The sequence below is a fragment of the Pseudoxanthomonas sp. LARHCG66 genome (assembly GCF_052871755.1).
In genome coordinates, this window is record NZ_JBIXJW010000003.1 from 360,596 (window position 1) to 386,345 (window position 25,750).

General features: G+C 68.9%; 22 protein-coding genes. 8 read left to right on the plus strand and 14 right to left on the minus strand.

The genetic code is table 11. The features are described from left to right. Window positions 1–14: 14 nt before the first annotated feature. Together ACIPRS_RS11815 and ACIPRS_RS11820 are read right to left on the minus strand one after the other, a co-directional pair. Window positions 15–899 carry a DUF2785 domain-containing protein gene (locus ACIPRS_RS11815; RefSeq protein WP_446538684.1) on the minus strand — a complete coding sequence of 295 codons (885 nt, stop codon included), beginning with the start codon at window positions 897–899 and terminating at the stop codon, window positions 15–17. A 105-nt stretch (window positions 900–1,004) separates the two neighbouring features. Next, window positions 1,005–1,355 (minus strand): GFA family protein, encoded by a 351-nt coding sequence (locus ACIPRS_RS11820; protein WP_446538685.1) that lies wholly within the window; start codon window positions 1,353–1,355, stop codon window positions 1,005–1,007. A gap of 113 nt (window positions 1,356–1,468) precedes the next feature. Here ACIPRS_RS11820 and ACIPRS_RS11825 point away from each other — a divergent pair, with 113 nt between their 5' ends. Beyond that, window positions 1,469–3,280 carry a DUF885 domain-containing protein gene (locus ACIPRS_RS11825; protein WP_446538686.1) on the plus strand — a complete coding sequence of 604 codons (1,812 nt, stop codon included), beginning with the start codon at window positions 1,469–1,471 and terminating at the stop codon, window positions 3,278–3,280. A 55-nt stretch (window positions 3,281–3,335) separates the two neighbouring features. On the opposite strand, the gene rraA is transcribed toward ACIPRS_RS11825, so the two are convergent. Further along, entirely contained in the window at window positions 3,336–3,818 is a 483-nt protein-coding gene (gene rraA, locus ACIPRS_RS11830; RefSeq protein ID WP_446538687.1) for a ribonuclease E activity regulator RraA, read from the minus strand. 69 nt (window positions 3,819–3,887) lie between these two features. On the opposite strand from rraA, the gene ACIPRS_RS11835 reads away from it, so the two are divergent. Then, window positions 3,888–4,712, plus strand: coding sequence for a DUF72 domain-containing protein (locus ACIPRS_RS11835; RefSeq protein WP_446538688.1), 825 nt, complete (start codon window positions 3,888–3,890; stop codon window positions 4,710–4,712). A 5-nt stretch (window positions 4,713–4,717) separates the two neighbouring features. On the opposite strand, the gene ACIPRS_RS11840 is transcribed toward ACIPRS_RS11835, so the two are convergent. Both ACIPRS_RS11840 and ACIPRS_RS11845 read right to left on the minus strand, forming a co-directional pair. Continuing rightward, window positions 4,718–6,019 (minus strand): MFS transporter, encoded by a 1,302-nt coding sequence (locus ACIPRS_RS11840; protein WP_446538689.1) that lies wholly within the window; start codon window positions 6,017–6,019, stop codon window positions 4,718–4,720. Between the two features lie 202 nt (window positions 6,020–6,221). Further along, window positions 6,222–6,866 carry a Pr6Pr family membrane protein gene (locus ACIPRS_RS11845; protein WP_337731168.1) on the minus strand — a complete coding sequence of 215 codons (645 nt, stop codon included), beginning with the start codon at window positions 6,864–6,866 and terminating at the stop codon, window positions 6,222–6,224. Window positions 6,867–6,967: 101 nt separating this feature from the next. Between ACIPRS_RS11845 and ACIPRS_RS11850 the strand changes: the two genes are divergently transcribed. Further along, entirely contained in the window at window positions 6,968–7,915 is a 948-nt protein-coding gene (locus ACIPRS_RS11850; protein ID WP_446538690.1) for a DMT family transporter, read from the plus strand. A gap of 6 nt (window positions 7,916–7,921) precedes the next feature. Here the strand turns inward: ACIPRS_RS11850 and ACIPRS_RS11855 are convergent, their stop codons facing one another. The 6 genes from ACIPRS_RS11855 to ACIPRS_RS11880 form a co-directional block, all read right to left on the minus strand. Continuing rightward, a complete protein-coding gene (locus tag ACIPRS_RS11855; RefSeq protein WP_337731170.1) occupies window positions 7,922–8,344 on the minus strand; it encodes a universal stress protein in 423 nt (140 codons plus the stop codon). Window positions 8,345–8,435: 91 nt separating this feature from the next. Continuing rightward, window positions 8,436–9,506: a GGDEF domain-containing protein gene (locus ACIPRS_RS11860; RefSeq protein ID WP_446538691.1), complete on the minus strand. Its 1,071-nt coding sequence runs from the start codon at window positions 9,504–9,506 to the stop codon at window positions 8,436–8,438. A gap of 88 nt (window positions 9,507–9,594) precedes the next feature. Further along, window positions 9,595–10,314, minus strand: coding sequence for a pseudouridine synthase (locus ACIPRS_RS11865; protein WP_446538692.1), 720 nt, complete (start codon window positions 10,312–10,314; stop codon window positions 9,595–9,597). A gap of 40 nt (window positions 10,315–10,354) precedes the next feature. After that, entirely contained in the window at window positions 10,355–12,784 is a 2,430-nt protein-coding gene (locus ACIPRS_RS11870; RefSeq protein WP_446538693.1) for a putative bifunctional diguanylate cyclase/phosphodiesterase, read from the minus strand. A 133-nt stretch (window positions 12,785–12,917) separates the two neighbouring features. Beyond that, on the minus strand, window positions 12,918–14,525 hold the full coding sequence (locus ACIPRS_RS11875; RefSeq protein ID WP_446538694.1) for a diguanylate cyclase domain-containing protein: 1,608 nt from the start codon (window positions 14,523–14,525) through the stop codon (window positions 12,918–12,920). Between the two features lie 151 nt (window positions 14,526–14,676). Further along, complete coding sequence (locus tag ACIPRS_RS11880; RefSeq protein ID WP_446538695.1) at window positions 14,677–16,593, minus strand: DEAD/DEAH box helicase; 1,917 nt, start codon at window positions 16,591–16,593, stop codon at window positions 14,677–14,679. A 209-nt stretch (window positions 16,594–16,802) separates the two neighbouring features. On the opposite strand from ACIPRS_RS11880, the gene ACIPRS_RS11885 reads away from it, so the two are divergent. From ACIPRS_RS11885 to ACIPRS_RS11895, 3 genes are read left to right on the plus strand one after another with little or no spacing between them, the layout of a single operon-like run. Beyond that, window positions 16,803–17,288, plus strand: coding sequence for an RNA polymerase sigma factor (locus tag ACIPRS_RS11885; RefSeq protein WP_337731902.1), 486 nt, complete (start codon window positions 16,803–16,805; stop codon window positions 17,286–17,288). 31 nt (window positions 17,289–17,319) lie between these two features. Then, the gene (locus ACIPRS_RS11890) at window positions 17,320–17,991 is read left to right on the plus strand and encodes a serine/threonine protein kinase (protein ID WP_446538696.1); all 672 of its coding nucleotides are present in this window, start codon (window positions 17,320–17,322) and stop codon (window positions 17,989–17,991) included. A 30-nt stretch (window positions 17,992–18,021) separates the two neighbouring features. After that, a complete protein-coding gene (locus ACIPRS_RS11895; protein ID WP_337731176.1) occupies window positions 18,022–18,246 on the plus strand; it encodes an RNA-binding S4 domain-containing protein in 225 nt (74 codons plus the stop codon). Between the two features lie 17 nt (window positions 18,247–18,263). Here ACIPRS_RS11895 and ACIPRS_RS11900 read toward each other — a convergent pair whose 3' ends face one another. Further along, window positions 18,264–19,421, minus strand: a complete 1,158-nt coding sequence (locus ACIPRS_RS11900) for a hypothetical protein (RefSeq protein ID WP_446538697.1) — start codon at window positions 19,419–19,421, stop codon at window positions 18,264–18,266. Window positions 19,422–19,543: 122 nt separating this feature from the next. After that, window positions 19,544–19,933: an MAPEG family protein gene (locus ACIPRS_RS11905; protein WP_446538698.1), complete on the minus strand. Its 390-nt coding sequence runs from the start codon at window positions 19,931–19,933 to the stop codon at window positions 19,544–19,546. Window positions 19,934–20,284: 351 nt separating this feature from the next. Between ACIPRS_RS11905 and ACIPRS_RS11910 the strand changes: the two genes are divergently transcribed. Beyond that, a complete protein-coding gene (locus tag ACIPRS_RS11910) occupies window positions 20,285–21,241 on the plus strand; it encodes an alpha/beta fold hydrolase (RefSeq protein ID WP_446538797.1) in 957 nt (318 codons plus the stop codon). Window positions 21,242–21,426: 185 nt separating this feature from the next. Then, window positions 21,427–24,600 (plus strand): putative bifunctional diguanylate cyclase/phosphodiesterase, encoded by a 3,174-nt coding sequence (locus ACIPRS_RS11915; protein WP_446538699.1) that lies wholly within the window; start codon window positions 21,427–21,429, stop codon window positions 24,598–24,600. 16 nt (window positions 24,601–24,616) lie between these two features. On the opposite strand, the gene ACIPRS_RS11920 is transcribed toward ACIPRS_RS11915, so the two are convergent. Beyond that, window positions 24,617–25,750 carry a DUF1501 domain-containing protein gene (locus ACIPRS_RS11920; RefSeq protein ID WP_446538700.1) on the minus strand — a complete coding sequence of 378 codons (1,134 nt, stop codon included), beginning with the start codon at window positions 25,748–25,750 and terminating at the stop codon, window positions 24,617–24,619.

The window sequence follows — 25,750 nt, forward strand, 5'->3', positions numbered from 1 at the left end:
CTGCGCGCGACCGGTCAGGGCACGGCCTTCAGTGCCTGCACCACGGCCGGTTTCAGCGCGCGGATGTTGGGGTCACCGGACTGGTCGGCTTCCAGGTGGACACTCATCAGGAACGCCATCAGATCGTGCCGGCGCGCAAGCCATACGCTGTCGGCGTACGCCTGTTCCGGGATGCCCAGCCTTGGCGGCAACGCACCGAACCAGCGCGTCCACGCCGCCTCGTCCAGCAGGCCACGCCTGGCGGCGTACAGCACCGGCCGCGCCAGTCGCCCCGGCTCGCCAAAGACATAGGCGTGCGCGCTCTCCGGCACGGCCTGTTCCGCGATCGCCTGCAGCAGCGTATCCACCTGCCCGCGGTCCACCTGTTCGTTGAGCACCAGTTGCAGCAACCAGTCCGCACCATGCGCCACGCCGTGCCGCCAACCCTCGACAGCGTCGAACCCGCGATAGTCGCGCACCGACGCCAGGTAGGCGGCGGCGCGCGCGACCATGTCGGCGCGCTCGTCTGCAGACATCCATGGCGCCACCCGGTCGGTGCGCGCGACCTCCGACAACACCAGCGCCGCGAAAGGCGGGCCGAACCCTGCGGCGGCATCCTCGCCCAGCATCGCGTACAGGCGGTCGCGCAATGCGCGCCGTTGCTGCACGTCCAGTTGTCCCGCCCGCAGCCAGGTGCTGAGACCTTCGTATGCCACACCATCGCGCACTGCGGGATCGGGATCGGCCAGGCAAGCCGGCAGTCCCGCCACCAGGGCAGCGCGCACCTCGCCGGGTACGGCGAATTTCTGTTCCCGCAGCAACCGCAGCGAACCCGGATCCGTGCCTTCGGGCGGACAGGTCGCCTGCGCCGAATACGACAGCAGCATCCCCGCCCACGCCAGCCATGCCCATGCACGCATCGTCATCTCCTCGACACTTGTTCCGCCGCCTACCTTGCGGACCCTGCTGGCTGCCAGCAACAACGTACGGGACAGCGCAGGCGAACTACTCCGTCCCCGTCGCGATCAGGCGCTGGCACCATCGAAGGCAGTGACCTTCAATGCGGAAAGGTCCACACCGGGCAGGCAGCGCACGTTGACGGCCGCCATCTGCGCACCGGTCGCCGGGTGCGCGGCCTCGCCGAACGGTGCGATGCCGCAGGTCGCACAGAAGCGATGCTGGATGTGGTGCTTGTTGAATGTGTAGGTGGACATGTCGGCTTCCGGCGTCTTCAGCACCAGGGCTTCGCGTGGCGCGAACCACAGCAGGCCACCCCGCCGACGGCACAGCGAGCAATTGCAGTCGACGACGTCGGTGATGTCGCCCTCGACCTCGAATGCGCTACGGCCGCAATGGCAGCTTCCTTCGTGTTTCATGGCGTGGTTTTCCTTCGTCCGGCGGATCAGCGTATATCGAATGGCATGGGCATGGGGGTGACCTTCGGCCTATCCTGTGCGCCTCGACCACGCTGCATTGCAACAGGACTCCCATGCGCAAGACCCTGCTCGCCGCCGCCCTCCTGGCCTCGCTGGCCGCCTGCCAGAAGAGCGAAGCCCCCACCGCCGGCCCGGGTGCCGACACCGCAGCCGCGACCGCTGACACCGCCAAGGCCGATGCCGCCTTCGCCGATCTGTCCAAGCGCGCGCTCGATGGCTGGCTGCAATTGTCGCCCGTCAGCGCCACCCAGATCGGCGAGCACAAATACGACGGCGAACTGGATGATCTCAGCACGACCGGTCGCCAGAAGAGCCTGGACTTCAGCAAGAAGATCCTCGGCGAACTCGATGCGCTCGACGTCGCCACGCTGTCGCGCGAAAACCAGGTGGATGCCGCCATCCTGCGCAACCAGTTGCAGTACGACATCTGGACCGCCGAGACGCTGCAGAGCTGGGCCTGGGATCCGCAGGTCTACAACAACGTCGCCGGCGGCGCGATCTACGGCCTGATGGCGCGCGAGTTCGCGCCGCTGCCCGAGCGCCTGAAGTCCGCCACTGCGCGCATGCAGAAGATCCCGGCGCTGCTGGCGCAGGCACGCGAGAACCTCGACCCGGCGCGCGTGCCCAAGGTGCATGCCGAAACCGTCGCCAAGCAGAACGCCGGCATCCTGAGCATCGTCGACACCTTCATCACGCCGAACCTCAAGGACCTGCCCGAGGCCGACCGTGCGCAGGCGCAGGCCGCCATCGACGGCCTGAAGACCGCCGTGGCCGAACACCAGGCCTGGCTGGACAAGACGCTGGTGCCGAACGCGAAGGGCGACTTCCGCATCGGCCAGGCGCTGTACGACCAGAAACTCCAGTTCGCGCTGCTGTCGTCGCTGTCGCGCGCCGACATCAAGCAGCGCGCCGAAGGCGAGCTCAAGCGCGTGCGCGAGGAGATGTACGGCATCGCCCGTACCGTGCTGAAGGACAAGCCCGGTGCACCGGCCCTGCCCGAGACGCCCAGCGCCGACGAGCAGCAGAAGGCGATCGAGGCCGCACTCGAGCTGGCCTACGCCGAACGCCCGGCGCGCGACAAGGTGGTGCCGGATGCGGAAGCCGCGCTGGCGCAGGCCACCGAGTTCGTGCGCAAGCACGACCTGGTCACGCTGCCCGATGCGCCGGTCGAAATCATCGAGATGCCGGAATTCCAGCGCGGCGTGGCGGTGGCCTACTGCGATTCGCCGGGCCCGCTCGACAAGCACCTGAAGACCTTCTACGCCGTCTCGCCGATCCCGGAGGAATGGAGCCAGGAACAGGTCGATTCGTTCCTGCGCGAATACAACAGCCGGATGATCCACCTGCTGAGCATCCACGAGGGCACGCCGGGCCACTACCTGGAAGGCTGGCACTCGGCCAAGTTCCCGTCCACGCTGCGCGCCGTGTTGCGCTCGGGCATGTTCGCCGAAGGCTGGGCGGTGTACACCGAGAAGATGATGGCCGACGCCGGCTACCTCGACAACGATCCGCTGTTCCGCCTGGTGCAGATGAAGTTCTACCTGCGCACGATCGCCAACGCGATCCTGGACCAGGGCGTGCAGGTGGACGGCTGGACGCGCGAACAGGCGATGGACCTGATGGTGCGCCAGACCTTCCAGCAGGAGCGCGAAGCATCAGGCAAGTGGACGCGCGCGCAGCTGACTTCGGCGCAGCTGCCCACCTACTTCGTCGGCGTGCAGGAGCACTTCGACATGCGCAAGGCCGCCGAGGCCAAGCAGGGCGCGCAGTTCAATCTGAAGGCCTACCACGACCAGGTGCTGTCGTACGGCGCGCCGCCGGTGCGCTTCGTCCGCCAGCTGATGCTGGACGAGCCGATCAAGTAATCGACGCGTGCCAGAGGCGACACCGCGAAGGGCGGGCCGCAAGGCCCGCCCTTCTTCATTCGGCCTGCAATGCCGTCGTCGCCACGATCACGCCGTTGGCATCGGCGTAGATCCAGTCGCCCGGCGCGATCGACAGACCGGCGGACGCCACGGGCACGTCCACGTCGCCCAGTCCGCGTTTCTCGGTCTTCATCGGGTGCGACGCCAGCGCCTGCACACCGAGCGGCAGGGCCGCGAGCGCATCGACATCGCGCACGCAGCCGAAGATCAGGAAGCCGGACCACCCATGCTTCACCGCGTTCGCCGCGATCTGGTCGCCCAGCAACGCGCGACGCAGCGAACCGCCGCCATCGACCACGATGACCCGGCCCTCGCCCGGCGTGGCGGCCAGTTCGCGCACGCGCGAGTTGTCTTCGAAGCACTTCACCGTCACCGCCGGCCCGGCGAAGGCGACGCGTCCACCATAGCTGCGGAACACCGGCTCGGCGACCTGCACATCGGGGTACTGGTCGCACAGGTCGGGCGTGGTCCAGGACATGCGGATTCTCCGGCGTGGGGTGGCTCGATGGTAACGCGGCGGCGACGAAGGCCGCGCTATCCTTCGCGCATGGACGATCTCTTCGCTTCTGCACCCCCGGTTTCGACCGACGGTATCCGTGTCGGCATCGGCGGCTGGACCTTCGTGCCCTGGCGCAAGAATTTCTATCCCGATGGCCTGGTGCAACGGCGTGAGCTGGAATACGCCAGCCGCCAGCTCACCGCCATCGAGATCAACGGCACCTACTACAGCGCGCAGAAGCCCGCGACCTACGCCGGTTGGCGCGACCAGACGCCGGATGGCTTCATGTTCTCGGCGAAGGCGCCCAAGCGCATCATGCAATCGCGCTCGCTGGCTTCCACGCGGGTGCAGGTGGAGGATTTCGTCGCCGGTATCGCCGAACTCGGCGCCAAGCTCGGCCCACTGGTCTGGCAGTTCGAAGCGGGCCGGCGCGTGGACGCGGACGAACTCGACGCCTTCCTGACGCTGCTGCCTCGCGAGATCGATGGACGCCCGCTACGGCATGCGCTGGAAGTCCGCGATCCCGGCGCGGTGGATGGGGACTTCATCGACCTGGCGCGTCGCCACCAGGTCGCCACGGTCTTCACCGATTCCACCGACTATCCCTCTTTCGCCGACCTCACGGCGGACTTCGTCTATGCACGCCTGATGCGCTCGCAGCCGATCGAGACCGGGTATCCGCCGAAGGAACTGGCGCAGTGGGCCGAACGCGCGCGCGCCTGGTCGCGCGGCGAAGACATCGCCGAGCTGCCGCACGTCGGCGAACCCGCGCCCGCGCTGCCGCGGCGCGATGTCTTCGTGTATTTCATCAGCAGCGCGAAGGAACGCAATCCGGCCGCGGCGATGGAACTGATCCGCAAGCTGGCGGGATAGCGCCGTCAGTAGCGCAGCGGACGCTTCACGATGACCCATGCGGCGACGCCGACACCGACCAGACAGGTGAACGACACGTAGTGCGCCGGCGCCAACGGTCCCCAGGCGACGGACACCCATGCGATCAGCGGCGGCGTCAGTCCGCCAAACACCGCGTACGCCACGTTGTACGAGAAGGACAGGCCGGAGAAGCGCACCTCGGGCGGGAACGCCGCCACCATCAGCGCCGGCGTCACGCCCACCACCCCGCAGCAGAAACCGGCCAGCGTGTACCAGGCCACGAACTGCGCCTGGTGGCCCGCCACCAGGGCGCCGTACAACGCGTACGCAGCCGCGCCCAGCCCCAAGGACCCGAACAGCAGCGCGCGCCCCACGCCGATGCGGTCCACCGCCCACCCCGCGACCAGGCAACCGAACACCAGCGTCAGCGTCGCCAGGCTGTTGCCCTGGAATGCCACGGCAGGCGCAATGCCGAAGCTGGTCTGCACCAGCGTTGGCGTCAGCAGCACGATCACCACGATGGCGGCGGTCAACTGCCACGAGGCCAGCATCGACAGGATCACTGCGGGCCGGTGTGCGGCCAGCACCTGCTTCACCGGCAGCCGTCGCGCCAGCTGCCGGCGCTCGCGCATCTCGACGAACACCGGCGTCTCCTCCAGCCAGCGCCGCAGCCACACCGCGATGAAGCCGAACGCGCCGCCCAGCAGGAACGGTACGCGCCAGATGCCCTCCTGCACCTGGGCCGCGCTGTAATGCGCGTTGATCCAGGCCGCCAGCAACGAGCCGATCAGGATGCCGGCAGTCAGGCCCGCCGTCAGCGTGGCGCAGGCGATGCCGACGCGACCGCGCGGCACGTGCTCGGCCACGAACACCCAGGCCCCCGGCACTTCACCGCCCACCGCGATCCCCTGCACGACGCGCATCGCCAGCAGCAACAGCGGCGCCAGCGCGCCGACCTGCGCGTGCGTCGGCAGCAGGCCGATCAACAGGGTGGGCACCGACATCATGAAAACGCTGAGCGTGAACATGCGCTTGCGGCCCAGGCGATCGCCGAAGTGCGCCATCACCACGCCGCCGAGCGGTCGCGCCACGTAGCCCGCCGCGAAGATGCCGTACACCTGCAGCTGTGCCAGCCACGGCGCGGTACCGGGCGGGAAGAACAACGCACCCAGCACCTTGGCGAAGAACACGAACACGACGAAGTCGTAGAACTCCAGCGCACCGCCCAGCGCCGACAGGCCGAGCGTCTTCGCATCGCGCCGGTCGAAGGGACGGTGGATCGGACGCGATGCGTCAGCGACGGTCATGCGGAAGCCCTGAATGTCGGTACGGTCGTGGCGCGCGAACATCGCACGCCGCGCGAGACGCGTCCAGCGCTGTCGCCCCCTGCAGGAGCGACGTGAGTCGCGACCGGACGCCTACCGGTCATGCACAGCTGCATCGCCCATAGTCCGTCGGATTGCCAAGTGCCCTGGCGAGCTTGATGCACGGTCGCGACTCACGTCGCTCCTACAGGGGACTTCTACGCCGGCCGAGCAGCCGGTCCAAGCCCACGACGACCAGCCCCAGCACCACGAACACCCCCATGACGCCCAGCGCGTTGACGCCCACGCGCGCCCAGCCAAGCTGGCCCACGTCGATGAAGGGGTACGGATACTCGCCCACCCACGCGCCACGCAGGAACACCCAGCCGACGTAACCCAGCGGGAACAGCAGCCATCCCGCCACATCGCGCCAGCGCAGCGCCCCATGCGGCACACACGTCAGCCACCACGCCCAGTACGCCAGCGGCACCGCGTAGTGCAGGCCGGTGTCGGCCCACCACTGCGCACCTTGCGGCTGCCACAGGTGGCGCAGGATGAAGAAGTAGATGCTGCCGGTGACGCCGATGTACAACGCGACCGCGCCGCGCACGCGGGCCTGCCCGAAGAAGCCCGACCGCCCCGTCGCCGCGGCGAAGGCGACCAGCGCCACCGCGATATTGCTGAGGATGGTGAAGTAGGTGACGAAGCGCACCGTGCCCAGGACCACGCCGACATTGTCGCGGGTCAGCTGCAGGATCAGGACGTACTGCAGCACCAGCGCCGCCAGGGCAAGCAGCCCCACAAGCGCTGCGAACGTGCGGGGCACGACGGGAAGGCATGTGGGCGACATCGGTCATCCTCGATCCGCGGTCCCGCCAGCTTGCCACGGCGAGCGCCCGGTCGGGAGTGGTCTCATCGCCAGCCGCGCGGCGCTTCGGCGACAATGCACGCATGCCGATGACACCGACCGCCAGGGCCCAGCTGCAGATCCACCTGTGCGTGCTGCTGTGGGGCTTCACGCCCATCCTGGGCAAGCTGATCAGCCTGTCCGCGCTGCCGCTGGTGTGGTGGCGCATGCTGATCGTGGTGGTCGCCCTCGCCTTGCTGCCACGCGTATGGCGTGGCCTGCGCGCGATGCCGTTGAAGCTGGCCCTCGCGTATTGCGGCATCGGCGTGATCGTGGCACTGCACTGGCTGACGTTCTACGGCGCGATCAAGTTGTCGAATGCGTCCGTGGCGGTGACCTGCATCGCACTGGCGCCGGCCTTCACCTCGGTGATCGAGCCGTGGCTGACACGCCGGCCGTTTTCCTGGCGCGAACTGCTGTTCGGCATCGCGGTGTTGCCGGGCGTGGCGCTGGTGGTCGGCGGGATCCCCGACGGCATGCGGCTGGGCGTGCTGGTCGGCGCGATATCCGCGTTGCTGGTGGCGGTGTTCGGGCCGCTCAACAAGCGCCTGATCGACCATGGCGAGCCGCTGACGATCACCGGACTGGAACTTGGCGCCGGCACCATCCTGCTGACATTGCTGGCACCCCTGATGCCGGTCCTGTTCCCCGCGTTCGCCGGCGAACTGTTCGTGCTGCCCGGGCTGAAGGACGGCGTGTTGCTGCTGGTGCTGTCGCTGGCCTGCACGCTGCTGCCGTTCGCGCTGTCGCTGGTCGCGCTGAAGCACCTCAGTGCGTACGGCGTGCAGCTGGTGACCAACCTGGAACCGGTCTACGCCATCATGCTGGCGATCGTGCTGCTGGGCGAGCAGCGCGAGCTGACACCGCTGTTCTACCTGGGCGTCGGCATCATCCTGGCGGCGGTGTTCCTGCATCCGCTGACGCAACGCCCCAGGCGCATCGAGCACCCGGAAGTGCTGGGCACCTCCGAGGCCAAGAACATCGTCGATTGAGCGCGGTCAGCGCGCGACCACCACCGGCACCGGACTGGTGGCGATGACCTTCAGCGCCACCGAACCGACGAGCAGCTGCTTCAACGCGCCGCGCCCGTGGGTACCCATCACGATCAGATCCGCCTTGCCGGACTTGGCCTGCTTGACGATGCTCTCGGCCGGCTCGCCCACCACGATCTTCTCCACGAAGGGCAACTGCGCGCGCTTGAGCGCGGTGCGCGCCTTCTTCAGCGCATAGGCGCCGTTCTCTGCGTGGTAACGCTCCACGCCATCGCTGCCGAGTTCCAGCGCGACCGAGCGCAGCAGCGGCGGATCGACATACAGCAGGGTCACGGTGGGCAGCTCGGCCAACGACTTGCTCAGTTCCACGAGGTGGCGGACAGCCGCCAGTCCGATCTCGCTTCCATCCACGGCCAACAGGATCTTCATCGTCGTTCTCCGCATGGGGCGGGCGCCCGCTGCGCCGCCGATGGGTACAGCATGCGTCAGTCCGTCGCGGCGCGCATTGATCCCGATCAACTCAGGTCGCCACCACCACCCGGTCGCGCCCGCTGCGCTTGGCTTCGTACAGGGCCTGGTCGGCGCGACGGAACATGGTCTCCGCGGTGTCCCCGCCCTGACGGTCCGCCAGGCCGATGCTGACCGATACCGGCAGGCCGATGGGCAGAAGGCCCACGCTCTGCCGCATGTACTCGCACTGCAGCCGTGCCTCGTCGCACTTCGCGCCGGGCATCAGGATGACGAACTCCTCGCCACCGTAGCGGGCGGCCAGTCCACGTCCGGCCGACTGGGATTTCAGCATGTCCGCCAGCGCCACCAGCACGCGATCGCCTTCATCGTGGCCATGCAGGTCGTTGATCGTCTTGAAGTGGTCCACGTCCAGCACCGCCACCGCCAGCGGCTCGCCGGACTCCTCGGCCTTGCGCATCGCAGCCTCCAGCGCAGCCGCGAATGCCCGCCGGTTGGGCAGCCCCGTCAGCACGTCGGTGCGGGTCTGCTCGGAGAGATCGGCGTTCTGCTGCTCCAGCTGGTCCTGGTAGAGCTGCATCTGCTGTTCGTACCAGCCGCGCTCGCGCAATTGATGGCTCAGTTGCCGGCTTACGCGGCGCAACTCCAGCAGTTGGGAGACCTGCCGCGAGAGCGCATCCAGTGCGGTGAGCTGGAACGGCTCCAGCTGCCGCGGCTGCGCGTCCACCAGGCACAGCGCGCCCAGGGCGAAGCCATCCGACGTCACCAGCGGTGCGCCCGCATAGAACCGGATGCCGTTCCCGGCGGTGACCAGCGGATTGTCGGCGAAGCGCGCATCACGCGTCGCATCCGGCACCACCGTCATGGCGCCCGGACTGAGGATGGTGTGCGCACAGAAGGACGTTTCCAGCGAAGGGTCCGGGTTGTCCATGCCGACCTGGGCCTTGAACCACTGCCGGTTGCGATCGATCAGCGTGACGGCGGCCATCGGCACATCGCAGATCGCGGCGGCGATCCGGACCAGGTCGTCGAAGGCGCGTTCGGGATCGCTATCGAGAATGTCGAAGCTGCGCAGGGCAGCCAGGCGTTCTTCTTCGTTGTCGGGCTCGAGGGGTCGGCTCATGCCGGCAGGGGATGTGGAGACCGGAGCAGTATGCCGGTGTTCGTGCGCACCGTAAGTCGCCGCCGCGCGACGACGATCACGCTATGCGTCACCAGGTTTCCTGCTGCGGCAGCAGGCCACGCAGTTCCTGATCGGTGAGGTTGCGCCAGCGGCCCAGCTTCAGGTCACCCAGCTTCACGTTGTCGATCCGCACCCGGCGCAACTGGGTGACGCGGTAGTCGAAGGCAGCGGCCATCAGGCGGATCTGGCGGTTCAATCCCTGGGTCAGGGTGATGCGGAAACCGAACCTGGCGATCCGGCTGGTGCGGCACGGCAGCGTCATCTGCCCGTGCACGCGCACGCCGCGCGCCACGCCGCGCAGGAACTCGTCCGTCACCGGCTTGTTGACCGCCACCAGGTACTCCTTCTCGTGGCGGTTCTCCGCGCGCAGGATCTGGTTGACGATGTCGCCGTTGCTGGTCAGCAGGATCAGGCCCTCGGAATCCTTGTCCAGGCGCCCGATCGGGAAGATGCGCTGCTCGTGGCCGATGAAGTCGACGATGTTGTCCTTCACCGACGACTCCGTGGTGCAGGTAATGCCGACCGGCTTGTTCAGCACGATGTATACGTGCTTGCGCTTGCCTGCCTTCACCGCACGCGCCTTCAGCGGCTGCCCATCGACCCGCACCTCGTCGCCCTCGCCCACCACGGCGCCCATGCCGGCGGCCATGCCATTGACGGTGACGCGGCGTTCCGCGATCAGGCGGTCGGCCTCGCGGCGGGAACAGAAGCCGGTATCGGCGATGTGCTTGTTGAGGCGGACGGTCATGCCGCCATTATCCGGGATCGGGCGCCCGCCGTCGCCCGCTTCAGGCAGGTTCCGCGTAGGCGGCGGCCGGAACGGACTCCCATGCCGCCATCAGTTCGTCCAGCGGACAGGGCACGTGGACGGCGTAGCCCTGCACGTGCCCGATGCCCACCTCGCGCAGTTGCGCCATCACCGCATCGCTTTCGACCCACTCGGCGATGGTGACCTTGCCCAGCGCCTGCCCCATCTGGCTCATCGAACGCACCAGCGCCAGGTCGACCTCGCCCCGCGCCAGGTCGCGGATGAAGGCGCCGTCGATCTTGAGGATGTCCACCGGCAACCGCTTGAGATAGGCGAACGACGACAGGCCGCTGCCGAAATCGTCCAGCGCGATCCGGCACCCGCGCGCGCGCATCGCATCGATGAAGCGGCAGGCATCGTCCAGGTTGGCGATCACCGCCGTTTCGGTGATCTCGAAGCACAGCCGTGTGGCCACGCCCGGATGCTGGTCCAGCAGCAGGTTCACGTGCTCCAGGAAAGCGGGGTCGGCGATGGACTGCGCGGACATGTTCACGTGGCACAGGTCCACGCGCGCCAGGTGCGCAGGATGCAGGGCGAAGTGGCGGCACACCGCATCGACGACGAAGGCGTCGACCGCCATGCCCTGCCCGTAACGCTCCATCGCCGGCAGGAAAACCCCCGGCGCATGCAACCGGCCCTCGCGGTCGCGCAGGCGTACCAGCACTTCGTACTGCAGGCGCTGGCTGCCATCCAGCGCGACGATCTGCTGCGCATACAGCAACAGGCGGTCTTCCGCGATCGCCAGTTGCGTGTGCGCCACCCATTCCAGTTCGTGGCGCCGACGCGAGAGGCTGGGATCGGAATCGCGATAGCAGCGGATGCGGTTGCGCCCTTCTTCCTTGGCGACATAGCACGCGGCATCGGCAGCGCGCAGCAGCCAGTCCACGTCCACTGCCGTGTCGTTTATCTCGGCCACGCCGATGCTGCAGTTCAGGCCGAACGTACGGCCGTTCCACTGGAACGAGGACTCGCCCAGCGACGCATGGATGCGCGCCATCGCCGCTTCCGCTTCCTCCAGCGTGGTGTCGTGCAGCAGCACCGCGAACTCATCGCCGCCCAAGCGCCCCAGCCAGTCTTCACGACGCAGCTGCGCCGCCACCCGGGTGGCGAAATGGCACAGGAAGCGATCGCCCGCTTCATGCCCGCAGGTGTCGTTGACCAGCTTGAACTGGTCCAGGTCGATGTAGCAGAGCGTGTGCCGCCCATCGCATCCATGTGCCTGCCCGAGCGCGCTGCCCAGCCGGCGGGCGATCTCGCGCCGGTTGATCAGGCCGGTGAGGTCGTCATGGCTGGCCTGGTGCGCGATCTCGCAGGCGAGTTCATGTGCTTCGGACACGTCTTCCACCAGCACGAACACCCGCTCCGCGCAGCGCGCGCGCGCCGCGACCACCGACGCCGTCCAGCGCACCCAGCGCACGTCGCCGTCGCGACGCACGAGCCGGCGCTCGCCCGGCTCGAGCATGCGGGTCCAGTCGATGGCGCCGTGGGCATCGCATTGCAGATCGTCGGCATGCAGGACGTCGGACAGGTGCAGCGAGCGGATGTCATGCAGCGGCATCCCCAGGATCTGCGCCAGCGCCTCGTTCGCCTGGGTGAAACGTCCATCGCGATCCAGCTTGAGCATGCCCACCGCGGACTGGTGGAACGCCATGCGGAATTCGCTTTCGGTCTCGCGCACGCGGCGCAGCGTGCTGCGCATGACGTGCAGCGCGTACGCGCAGAGCACGAGGAACGCCACCGCGCTGAGCCCCAGCAGGACGCGCCGCATGAAATGCGCACCCTCCGCCAGCGAGCGCGAGAACGCGAGTTCCTTCGGGCGCACGCGCGCGTCGATTTCCATCAACCTGTGCTGGTAGGCGCGGACGCTGGCATCGTCGCGTGTGGCGCCTGGCGGACGCGACTCGAGTTCGTCGGCCAGCGCTACCAGCTGCTGGATCTCGACTTCCGCCTCGCGCCACAGGCGCACCGATTCGCGGAAGTACGGGGCCTTGCCCAGCATGCGGTACATCCAGACCAGGCGCTCGATGTCCTCCGGCGCGTTCTCGCCCTGCAGGAACCCCGCACGGGCGGCGGCCACGTCGACCGGCGTGCGCTCCAGCGCCAGTCGGCCCGCACGGTCCCCCAGCGGCACGCGCAGGGCGGCGCGCGCATCGGCCAGGTCGGCGGGCTGCGCATGGCGGGCGTAGCGGTACAGGCTGTGCACGGCACGCTGCTGCGCTTTGGACCAGTGGCTCTCGCCGATGATGTAGGCGGTCGCGCCCGCCTGCGTTTCAAGCACGGCGGCGATCAGCAGTGCGCCCAGCGCGGACAGGACGATGAGCACCGCGACCCGGGCCGGAAGGCGCTGCAGCCCCCGGTCGCGGTCACCGCCGGCCATTCCGCCCGCTAGGGGTGCTTCCCTGTTGTCCACATGTCACTCCTGTTGGTCCACGCGATGGAAGGCATTCGCGCAGGCCTCCATCGTCGTTCATCGGCCCGGCCCCGGTGCGCTTGAGGCCATGGTCATCATTCGACACGGACCGCCGACAAATGGTCGTCCCGCGTCAGTTGCTGTCATCCGGGGCGGCCCCGGCGTCGACTACCTGGTCGCGCCCGGCCCGCTTGGCCCGGTACATCGCCTCGTCGGCGCGACGCAGCAGCGATGCCGCGTCGAGGTCCTCCGGCTCCAGTGTCGCCAGGCCGATGCTGGCGGTGACGAGCAGGCCCTCGATGCCCAGCCCGGCGCCGGTCGCGCGCACCTGCGTACGCATCGCTTCCAGGCGCGCCCGCGCGGTGGCACCGCCTATGCCGGGCAACAGCACCAGGAACTCCTCGCCGCCCATCCGGATCACGTCCGCAGGGTCGCGCACCACCGAGGTCAGGGTGCCCGCCACCGCCACCAGCACGCGGTCGCCAACCGCATGCCCGTGCACGTCGTTGATGCGCTTGAACAGGTCGATGTCGAGGAAGCCCACGGCCAGCGATTCCTCGCCCGCGCGGGCATCGCGCATGTGCTGCTCCAGCCGCTTCAGGCCGGCACGGCGGTTCGGCAGGCCGGTGAGTTCGTCGGTGTCGGCCAGGGCGCGCATCTCGTCGCGCTGGCGGCGCAACTGGCCCAGGCGCAGGTTCAGCACGTACGCGCTGACGGTCAGGAACCAGGTGATCGACAGCTGGATGGCTTCCACGCGGTATTCGATCAACAGGCGGCTGTCGACCAGGTCCATCGCGGCCATCGCCAGGAACGGCATCACGGCGGCGATTGCCGCCATGGCATCGGCGCGCTGGCGGCGCAGGAAACACAGGCCCAGGGCCAGGATGACACCGCAGCCTGCGGAAAACCCCATGTCCACGCCGGTCGCCAGCCGCGACAGGCCTTCCTGCGGCAACCAGGCCACGGCCACGCTGGTGGCGCCGATGCCCGCGACGAGCCAGGGCAGCCAGCGTCGCGTGCCGGGCCAGGCGCGCGCGCCGCCGACCAGCAGCCACATCACGTACAACAGCGTCGGCAAGCCCAGGCAGGAGAACGCGACCAGCCACCGGGATTCGCCGTCGCCGATGGGCAGCCAGGGTTCCGGGTAGCCGCTCAGACCACTGAGCACCGCCTGTCCCAGCACGCTGAGCGCGCACAGCAGGGTGTAACCCAGGAAGACCCGATCACGCGTGCTCAGGAATCCCATCAGTGCCATGAAGGCCAGCGCGATGGCGATGGCCACGCACGCCGTCCGCACCAGCAGGCGCGCGGTGTCGAACTGCTGGACCGGGCTGGGCGCACCGATGCGGACGGTGGGAATCCATCCGGGCTTCAATGGCGTGGCCCAGGCCACCTCGATGGGTTCCCGGTTGCCCGCCGGGGGCACCACCACCATGCCCACGCCGGCACGAAACCGCGAATCGCGCGTGCGGGCATCGTGCATGCGCCCGCAGACCTCGCGGTCGCCATGGTGCACCCGCACCTCGCCCGCGAAGATGTTGAACACGTTGACCGCCTGCGGGGCACCGGACCACCCTCCCGGCGGTGCGGGGACCTCGACCCGCTCGGTCAGCCCGGCCAGCATCGCGGCCGTGCAGTGCCGCTGCGGCGCCTGTTCGGAGGTCGGCGCACCGGTGACCAGATAGTCCCTGCCGGCTTCCGGAGCGGCCTGGACCGGGCACGACAGCGCGAAGAGCAGCATCAGCCACCCCGCGATTCCGCCACGTTGATCCCCGTTCCCCCTCACAGACACTCCGGTATGTCGCCGCCCTCCCGATGACCGGTGCGCTGGCTTGCGTCTCCGGAATGCAACTTCCGTGCCACTCGCAGTGCCGGGGGCACCGGCAGAGCCGTCACTCGCGCGGCGGCCCCTTGCGGTGCGGCTTGCCGGCCGGCTTGCCTGCGCCGAACGGCTTGTCGCCGCGTGGCTTGCCCTTGCCTGCGCCCTTGCCTGCGCCTGCGCCCGCGAACCGGCGTGGCGGCGCGCTGCCGGCATCCTCGCCCTGCTTGTGGATGCGCAGTTGCTGGCCGGACACCCAGACCTTCTTGAGGTGCATCAGCAGTTCGCGCGGCATGCCTTCGGGCAGGTCCAGTGTGGTGTGGTCGTGCTGGATGTCGATGCGGCCGATGTAGCGGCTCTCCAGCCCGGCCTCGTTGGCGATCGCGCCGACGATGTTCGCCGGCTTCACGCCATGGGCGTGGCCCACCTCGATGCGGTAGGTCTCCATGCCCACTTCCGGCGCACCACGCGGCTTGTCGGCGCGCGGACGGTCGGTGTCGGGACGCTCGATGCGCGAGCGCTCGGGCTTGTCGAAGCTGCGCGCCGGGCGCTCGCCCGGACCGTCCTCGTGGCGGCGCGGACGCTCGTCGCGCTCGCGGCGCGGCGCGTTGCCGTAGGTCTCGCTGCGCACCGGGCGCTGTTCGCGCGGGGTGCGCTCCTGCGACAGCAGCAGCGGCGTGTCGCCCTGCACCAGTTGCGCCAGCGCGGCGGCGATGTCGACCGCGGGCACGTTCTGTTCGCGTTCGTAGCGCTCGATCAGCGCACGGAATTCGCCGGCCTTGCCGGATGCCAGCATGTCGGTGATGCGGGCCAGGAACCTCTCCACGCGGCGGTCGTTCACCGCTTCCACGCTGGGCAGCTGCATCTCTTCGATCGGCTGGCGGGTGGCGCGCTCGATCGAGCGCAGCATGCCCTTCTCGCGCGGGGTGACGAACAGGATCGCATCGCCGGTGCGACCGGCGCGGCCGGTGCGGCCGATGCGATGCACGTAGCTTTCGGTGTCGTACGGGATGTCGTAGTTCAGCACGTGGCTGATGCGTTCCACGTCCAGGCCGCGCGCGGCCACGTCGGTGGCGACGAGGATGTCCAGCTTGCCGTCCTTGAGCTGCTGGATGGTCTTCTCGCGCGCCGCCTGCTGCATGTCGCCGTTGATCGCGGCGGCGGCCAGGCCGCGCGCCTGCAGCTTGTCGGCCAGCTCTTCGGTGGCCGCCTTGGTGCGGGCGAACACGATCATGCCGTCGAACGGCTCCACTTCCAGGATCCGGGTCAGCGCGTCCAGCTTGTGCATGCCGCTGACCCACCAGTAGCGCTGGCGGATGTTGGCCGAGGTGGTGGTCTTGGAGGCGATGTTCACCTCGACCGGATCCTTCAGGTAGGTCTGGGCGATGCGCCGGATCGCCGGCGGCATGGTCGCGGAGAACAGCGCCACCTGGCGTGTTTCCGGGGTCTTCTTCAGCACCGTCTCGACATCGTCGATGAAACCCATGCGCAGCATTTCATCGGCTTCGTCCAGCACCAGCGTGGTCAGCCCGGACAGGTCCAGCGAGCCGCGCTCGAGGTGATCGATCACCCGGCCGGGCGTACCGACCACGACGTGCACGCCGCGCTTCAGCGCCTGCAGCTGCGGGTAGTAGCTCTGGCCGCCGTAGATCGGCAGCACGTGGAAGCCGGGAATCTTGCCGGCGTACTTCTGGAACGCCTCGGCCACCTGGATGGCCAGCTCGCGCGTGGGCGCCAGCACCAGCGCCTGCGGGCTCCCGGCATTCAGGTTGATGTTGGCCAGCACCGGCAGCGCGAACGCCGCAGTCTTGCCGGTACCCGTCTGCGCCGTGCCCAGCACGTCACGCCCGGCCAGCATGGCGGGGATGGTGGCCGCCTGGATCGGGGACGGGGTTTCGTACCCCACCTCGGTGACGGCGGCCATGACCGGTGCCGGCAGGCCGAGATCGGCGAAAAGGAGGGGGGCGGGCGAAGGGGATTCTTGGGACATGCGGATACTCCGGGGCGTCGCGGAGCCGCACGCCGAGCCGCGTATTGTGCGCTTTCGGGGGGCTCCTGTCGCGCTGCAGCACCCGCTGACCCGGCGCCGGCGATGCGGCCGCGTGATTTTCCGGGCCCGTCGGCGAATCACCCTGCACACCGCACAATCGAGCCGATGCCGGAATGGATTCGACCACCGCCATGAATGCCCACAGCCCCATGGACGCCCGCGAGGGCTTCCCGGCGCTGCTGCAGGCCCACCGCGGCATCATTGCCAAGGTCGCCGGCACCTACGCCTGGCACCGCGACGACCGCGACGACCTGATGCAGGACATCGCCACGCAGCTCTGGAAGGCCTGGCCCGACTACGACCACGCGCGCCCGTTCGCCACCTGGATGTACCGCATCGCGCTGAACGTGGCGATCTCGCACGTCCGGAGCCGTACGCGCGGACCGTCGTCCGAGGCGTGGACCGAAGACCATCACGACCTCGCCGACCCGCATGCACATGACCACGAAGGGCGCCAGCAGGTCGACCTGCTGTACCGCTTCATCCAGGCACAGCCGCCGCTCGACCGCGCCCTGTTGCTGCTCTACCTGGAAGAGCACAGCTACCGCGAGATGGCCGACGTGCTGGGCCTGAGCGAAACCAATGTCGCCACCAAGATCAGCCGGCTGAAACAGCGGCTGCGCCAGGAACTCTGACCCGATGACTTCTTCTTACGGAACTATCGCCATGGAAACCGATGAACTGAAACTGGCATGGCAGACGCTGTCGCGCCGCCTGGAACGGCACGATGCCCTGCAGGCCCACGTGCTGCTGGAGCAACGCAAGCAGAAGGCGCTGTCGAGCCTGCGCCCGCTGTTCTGGGGCCAGGTGGCGCAGACGCTGTTCGGCATCCCCTTCATCCTGCTGGCGGCGCTGTTGTGGATCCGAGGCGGGCAATCCGGCGACGGCCTGCCATGGACGACCGTCGTGGCCGGCATCGTCGTGCAGCTCTATGGCATCGCGACCATCGCGATGGCCGGCCAGACGCTGCACCGCATCGGGCAGATCGATTACGCCCAGCCCATCGTCGACATCCAGAAGCGGCTGGCCACGCTGCGGCGCACCTACATCGTCAACGGAATGCTGGCGGGCTTGCCGTGGTGGTTCCTGTGGGTGCCGGTGCTGATGGTGCTGGCCGGACTCGGGGGTACCGACCTGTACGCCCGCGCACCCGGCATGGTGTGGATCGGCCTGCTGGTCGGCGCGGCGGGCTTGCTGGCCACGGCCTGGTTCCATCGCTGGTCGCGCAACCCGGCGCGGCCGCGCCTGGCGAAGGCGATGGAAGACAGCATCAGTGGCGCCAGCCTGCGCCGCGCACGCGCCCAGTTCGACGAGATCGCGCGCTTCGAGCAGGAGTGAGCCGTCACCCGCGTGGCTTACACTGCGCGCATGCAACGCATCGATTTCGAACTTGACCGCGACCACGTGGAACTCAACCAACTGCTCAAGCTGGTCGGCATTGCCGACAGCGGCGGCCAGGGCAAGGCCATCGTGGCGGCGGGCGAGGTCGCCGTGGATGGCGTGGTGGAATCGCGCAAGACCGCCAAGATCCGCGCCGGCCAGGTCGTCCGCGTCGGCGATGCGGAGATCCGCGTGGTCGCCGGTCCCGGCTGAGCCTCAACGCGAGCGGGTCAGGGCGCGGTGCCCGATGCGTCGCCGGGTTCCAGCGCTTCTTCCGCGTCGGCCATGCGGTCGAACTCCGACAACGGACTGTCGGCCGGGCATTTCGCATCGGGAAACTCGAAACGCTCGCGCAGGGTGAGACCGCACGCCTGCATCTGGTCCAGGTCCTTCCCCGCCGCTTTGCACTCGCTGTCGAAGCTGCGCAGGAAGGCGTCGCGGCGCAACACGAAATCCTCGCCGCAGCGGCGCATCAGCTGCAGGCGGTCGAGGTCGTCCTGGGCGGCATTGGTGCCATCCAGGCCGTATTCCTGGAGCTCGTCCTTGCTGAGCAGGCGCAACCTGCGGTTGGGCACCGTCATCATCAGGTCGGCGACCGCGACCGCCACGCCGTTGCGCGACAGATAGTCCTTCACCCGGTCGTAGACGCCGCGCAGTTCCTCGTTCAGTTCGCTGCGCGTGGTCGCCGTGGAACTCATGCGGATGATCCGGTGCACGCCGACCTTGCCGGAGATCATCCGGTTGTCGCCGGCACCGAGCACGAACACGCAGGCACTGTGGCAGACCGAGCCTTCGCGCACCCAGATCGTCCAGCCGCCGCCGCCGATCGCATCGCCCGCCTTGATAGCGTCCTCCACCTGCCCGCCGGCCGAGTCCAGATCGAGGATGCGCTTGTGGATGGCCATGCGCTCGGCGATGTCGGCCACCCGCGAGACCAGATCGGTGAAGTCCGCCGCGATCTTGCCCTGGTAACGCAGGCGCAGCACGCCGCCCTTCTGGCATGCCGACAGCGCATCGACCACGCTGAAGAACGCCAGCGATTCCAGCGGCTCGCCATCGCCCTGCTCGGTGTTGTAGTCGGCGCGGCAACTGACCCAGGCCTTGCCCGACTCGACTTTCGCCAGCGGCCAATCGGTAGGCAGGCCCTCGCGGGAGCCACTCTCGGCAGGCGCGCCACGCGCAGGCGACATCGGTCCGGTGGACACCGCACCGTCGCCACGTTCAGCCTGCTGCGAGGTTGTTTCCGCTGGCGGTGCGGCGTCGGTGGCCGGCGCCTGGGCCATCGCATCGGGCGCATCGCCGTCCGCCTCGCGCGCACCACAGCCGGCCAGCACGAGGCTGGCGGCGAGCAGCAGGGACAGGGGAAGGTGCAGGGTGCGGGACAACATCCGGTCGATCAGGGCGCGACGCCTGCGCACGAAGGCACGGGCATGGGTGAGGGTCGGCCTAGTCTAGTGTCAAACCCGCGGCGCGGGCCCACCGTGCGATGAACCCACCGTCCGTGGCGACGTCACAGCAACGCCCAGAGTACCTGCAGCAGGCCCCACAGCGAGACGGTCCAGACGATGGTACGGAGGTACGGCACGCCCGCCGCGTACAGCGGCACGTAAGCAAGACGCGCCCAGAAATAGCACTGCGCGCCAAGCGCGGTGCCGGCGTCGCCACGATCGAGCGCCACCACCGCCAGCGTGGCGGCAGCGAAGAACGGGAAGGTCTCCAGGAAGTTGCGCAATGCACGATCCATCCGTGCCGCGGCGCCCTCCAGCGGCGGCAGCACGGCATCGCGCGCACCGACATTCCACTTCAGCCCACGTTGCCGGGTGGTCAGCGCGGCCCCCAGCAGCACATGCGCCACTCCCAGTGCGATGGACCAGGCGAGCATCTTCAGTTCGATCGGCATGGTGGACGGCCTCGTGCAAGGTCCGCCCACTCTAGCGCAGCCCCGCGCACGCCTGCGCGCACCTGGCGGCTGCAGTCTTCGCCGTAGTTCACGGCTTGCACGCGGCGCTGGCCCAGGCGCTTGTTGTAGCGCGATGGTGCCGGACGGATCGGCGAAACCTTCGCAGGCTGACGGCGAGCACGCCGCTGCGCCACGGCGGTGCCATCTGCGCACGCGGGTGCAATCGGCACGCCGCCCCCGATGGGAAGGTGGAGGCCCCACCGCACCGCGACCCCGGGTCGCCTTCACCGGACCGGAAGCATGGCCCTGCCACCCTCCCCGCATGACATAGACCTGCAACGCCGGCACGTGATGCTGGCGGGCGCCGCCGTCACCGCCGCCGCGCTGCTGCCCCTGGCGGCGTGCAGCCGCCCGCCGGCGGCTACTTCCGCGACATCCGCGCTGCCTTCCCCTCCCCCCGCCATCGAGAGAACCACCATGGGCCTGTTCACCACCAAAGACGACGTGCAGATCTACTTCAAGGACTGGGGTCCGAAGGACGGACCTGTGGTGACCCTCAGCCACGGATGGCCACTCAACGCGGACAGCTGGGAATCCCAGGCCTACCACCTGGCCGCCAACGGCTTCCGCGTGATCGCACACGACCGGCGCGGCCACGGACGTTCGAGCCAGCCCTGGGACGGCAACGACATGGACCACTACGCCGACGACCTGGCGCAGCTGATCGAACACCTGGACCTGAAGGACATCACGATGTTCGGCTTCTCCACCGGCGGCGGCGAAGTGGCGCGCTACATCGGCCGCCACGGCACGAAGCGGGTGAAGAAGGCCGGCCTGGTATCCGCTGTGCCGCCGCTGATGGTGAAGACCGAGGCCAATCCCGGCGGCCTGCCCATCGACGTGTTCGACGGCATCCGCGCTGGCCTGCTGGCCAACCGTTCGCAGCTGTTCAAGGACATCCCCTCGGGCCCGTTCTTCGGTTACAACCGCCCCGGCGCGAAGCCGTCGCAGGGCGTCATCGACGCATGGTGGCTGCAGGGCATGATGGGCGGGCACAAGAACACGTACGACAGCATCAAGGCGTTCTCGGAAACCGATTTCACCGAGGACCTGAAGAAGTTCGACGTGCCGACCGTGATCATCCATGGCGACGATGACCAGATTGTCCCGATCGATGCCGCCGCGCGCGCGTCGGCCAAGTTGGTGAAGGGCAGCCAGTTGATCGTCTACGCCGGCGCCCCGCACGGCATCACCGATACACACAAGGACAAGCTCAACGCCGACATGCTGGCGTTCGCCAAGGCCTGACGGCCCGGGCAAGGCCTGCGCGGTCCGCACAGCGCGGGCCGCGCACCGGCAGCCGATCTGCCGGGCCGGATCACCCATTGCACCCTCCGTGCTTGCGGGTAGGCGGCGATTTGGGTATCACAGTGCGACGGGGTGTCGGCCCCCAGGGGACAGCATTGGCGATACACCAGGACCTTTGGCGGCCCGTGCACTGGGCGCAACGCTTCGCGGCGGCGTTCGCGTGGCTGTTGGCCGCCACCTTCACCCTGGTGAACATCGGCGGCGTGCACTTCGTCGACGACAGCGTGCCGGTGATCGGCGTGATGGTGGCCATCGCCACCTGGCGCAGCGAGCAGCGCCCGGTGCGCCTGGCCGTCGCCGGGCTGCTGGCGGTGCTGTTCCTGCTGCACCTGTGGCATTTCCATGCGCTCGGCACCTGCCTGGTCCTGGCCGCGACCGCGATCATCGTATGGACGCGGTTGTGGCGCGGCTTCTGGCCCGAGTTCGTCATGCGCGTATTCGCCGCGGCGCTGCTGCTGCTCGCCGTGCAGCCGGTGCTGGGTGCGCTGCAGCCCGGCGGCGTGGCCGAGATCGGCTGGTCGGTCGCGCTGTCGGCGCTGGCGATGTTCCTGCTGGTCTATACGCCATCGCTGCGCTCGGGCCGCACGCTCGACGCAAGTACCGAACTGGTCGCCTTCGTGCTGGCGTTCGCGGCGCTCGCCCTGATCGGCTGGCACGTTCCCGGCAGCCTGGTCGGCAAGATGGGCGTGGCCTATCCGCCCATGCGGCCCATCTCCACGCTTTGCGTGGCGCTGGTGGCGCTGGCCCTGCTGCTGCGCCAGCGCGAACAGGAACGTCCGGCGTGGATCTTGCTGGCCGTGGTCACCGTGCCGTTGCTGCTCACGCTGCTGCAGACGCTCGGGGGCATCGTCACCCCGGCGAATGCCCTCCTGCATCGGCTCGGCTGGCTGCCTCGCCTCACCACACCACTGATCGGAGGCTATACCGACTACGGCGTGCTCACCGCATGGCTGGCGGTCGCCGTGCTGCCGCAGGCACTGGAGCGCTGGGAAAGCCTGCGCTGGGGCATCACCCGCGGTCTCGGCATCGCGATGGCCTCGGTCGCCGGCATGGCGGCGCTGGGCCTGCTGATCCAGTTGCCTTATCACCGTGAAGGCCTGTCGATCTACCAGGTATCGCTGACCGCATCGGCGCAACTGGTGGCGGTGGGCCTGGCACTGGCGGTGGCGGGCGAAAACTCGCTGCGCCATCGGCTGCTCGGCGTCATGCCGATGGCGGCGGCGCTGCTCCTCGGCGGCATGTACTGGGTCGCCGCGACGGCCGATCGCGATGCGATGGCGCGCCGCGTGATGGAAATCCAGACCGCCAGCGCCACGCCCACCTTCCTGCGCGGCATGGAACTGCGGCGCGGTGCATTGCGCCAGTTGTCCGCCGCGCTGGCCGCGGCCCGGCCGGACGCCGCCGAAGTCCTCTTCGACCAGCATGTCGAGGACATGGTGCGCGTCTACGGCGCATTCCGTGTCGTACGCAGCGTGGGCGACGACGGCAGCGAACTGCGGTGGGTGCGGCCTGGCTTCGATGCCCCCGCGGCGCCCTCGCCCGCCGGGCCGGTGGCGGAAGAAGGCCACCTGCAATCGGTCCCCGGCGGTTGGTGGCTGACCGTCGATGTCGCGGGGCGGCGCACGCAGGCCTTCGTCGCGCTGGATGACTTCGTCACGACACTGAGCAAGGCGGTGCTCTCGGACCGCCCCGTGCGCGCCACGGCCGAGGGCATGGCCACGGTGGAACAAGGCCAGCCCGTGGGATCGCCCCTGTCGGTGCAGACGGTCGCGCTGCCGGGCCATGACGTGCAACTGGAAATGTGGTCCCCGCCAGCACTCAGCTCGTTCGTGCTGCCGCGCGCCCTCGTGGTGGGCGGCCTGAGCAGCGGACTGCTGATCGCGTTCGTGCTGTTCCTGCTCGAACTCTCGCGGCGGCGCTCGTCGGAAGCGGCGGAGACTGCGCGTTCGCTGCTGCTGGAGACCGAACGCCGCCTGGATGCGCAGCGGCGGCTGAATGATGCCGCCGCGATGGACAGCGCCACCGGCCTGCCGCGTTTCTCGGCCCAGGCCAACCTCATCACCGAGAGGATCGCAACACCCTCCATGTCGGGCCACGGCCTGGCGATCATGGACCTGGACGGCTTCGGCATGGTCAACGATTCGTTCGGCCACGACGGCGGCGATGAAGTGCTGCGCCGCATGGGCCAGCGCATTTCCGCGGCATGCGGCGAACAGGGCTTCGTGTACCGCTACGGTGGCGAGGGCTTCCTCGCGCATTTCGCCGACATCGACATCGACCAGCTCACCCGCATCGCCGAAGACATCCGCCGCGCCGTGGGGCAGCCGATCGCGCTGTATTCCACGCATCCCTCCTTCACCGTCACGGCCAGCATCGGCCTGGCCCATTCGCCCGAACACGGCGTTGACCTGCAGACCCTCCTGCGCAGCGCCGACGATGCCCGGCACCTCGCCAAGCGCGCAGGCCGCAACCAGGTGCGACTGCCTTCCGCCAGCACGCAGCAGGAAGCCAACGACCGCCTGAGCCGCGTGACCGCCCTGCGCGAAGCCGTCGCCCGCGGCCAGTTGCGGCTGGCGTACCAGCCCGTGGTGGCAGGCGACACGCTGCAGCTGACCGGATTCGAGGCGCTCGCACGCTGGCGGCATCCCGCTTGGGGCGAGGTGCCGCCATCGGTGTTCATCCCGCTGGCGGAAAGCGCGGGGTTGATGGAAGACATCGGCCATTTCGTGCTCGAACAGGCCTGCCAGCAGCTGTCGCGCTGGCGTGCGATGGGCCTGCGCACGCTGGGCATGGCGGTGAACCTGTCGCCCAGCCAGCTGGGCCAGCCCACGCTGGCACCGTGGATCGCCGACTGCCTGCAGCGCCACGCACTGCCCGCCAACGCACTGACGCTCGAACTCACCGAGAGCGTGCTGGTGGAAGACATGGGCGCGGCGCAGCAGATGCTGCAGTCCCTGCATGCGCTCGGCGTGCAGCTCGCGCTGGATGACTTCGGCACCGGCTATTCCAGCATGTCGTACCTGCAGCGGCTGCCGCTGGACATCATCAAGATCGACCGCAGTTTCGTCGACGGCATCGCCGCGGAAAGCACCGACCGCGCCATCGCGCGCACCATCCTCGTGCTCGCCCACGAGATGGGCCTGCGCACCATCGCCGAAGGCGTCGAGACCGCCGAACAGATGCACGCACTGCAGCAGATGCGTTGCGACGAGATGCAGGGGTATTTCTTCGGCCGGCCGATGGAAGTCGAAGAGGCCACCGCATTGGCGCGCGGCGAGCTGCGCCAGGCACAGACATAGCCGGGCGCGTTTCGCCTTATCCGCGCAGCAGGCCCCGCATGGCCGTCGCAGCGTGGCTGTCCGGGAAGACGCGGGCCTCCAGTGCCGATGTCGCGATGCCCAGGTGGTCACCGATCACGCCTTTGAACACGCTGCGCAGGTCGGTCGTCGCACGCAGGTCGCGGCCCTCGTTGAGCTGTGCCGGCGCCAGGCCTGGCCAGTCGCCTGCGATGCGCCCTCCCGCCACCGCACCGCCGGCCAGCATCGCCAGCGTGCCGGTGCCGTGATCGGTGCCGCCGGTGCCGTTGACGGCGGCCGTGCGCCCGAACTCGGTCACCACCATCACCACCGTGCGCGCCCAGAGCGCGCCGATGCCGTCATGGAACTGGCGCAGGCCCAGGTCCAGTTCGGCCAGCTTGCGCGCCAGCACCGGCCCCTGCTGCGCATGGGTGTCCCAACCGGTGTTTTCGACAAAGCCGATGCGCGGGCCATCGGGCGCGGCCATGAAGCGCGCCGCCGCCGCCATCGCCTGCGGCAGGCGCGCCACGTTGCCGCCAGCCTGCATGGCCTGCGCCGCGACCGCCTGTTCGAACGGCTGCGCGAGCTGCGCATCGGCGGCGTAGAGCGGTTGCAAGCGCTGCAGCAGGATCGGATTGACGTCTTCAGGCAATGGCGGCGACCACGTCGTCGCGTCGGCCGGCCCGCGCAGGATCAGCGGCATTACCGTGCCGACCGCAAGTGCACGCGATGACGGCAACGCGGCGACGCAGCGGTTGAGCCAGCCGTTCGAGGCTCCACCGCCCGCGGCGGTGCCGCTCTCCAGATTGTCCTGTGCCTCGAAGTGCGAGCGCAGCCGATACGGCGGTGCCACGGCGAGCACCGGCAACCATTCGCGACGGGCGTGGAGTTCATGACTGAAGGCCAGCGCCGGATGCAGCGCGAAGTCGCCATCGAGCCGGCGCGCATCCTTCACCATCAGCGCCCCGCGCATGCGCGCCAGCAGCGGGTCGCCGACGGGGATCACCGCGTGCAGGCCGTCCAGCCCGCCCCGCAGCAGGACGACCAGCAACCGCGTGTCCTGCGCATCGGCCGCGCCTGCCAGCCGCGGCCACAGGCTGAGCGTGGTCGCGGCACCGCCGGCCGCGAGGAAATGGCGTCGGGTCAGTTTCAC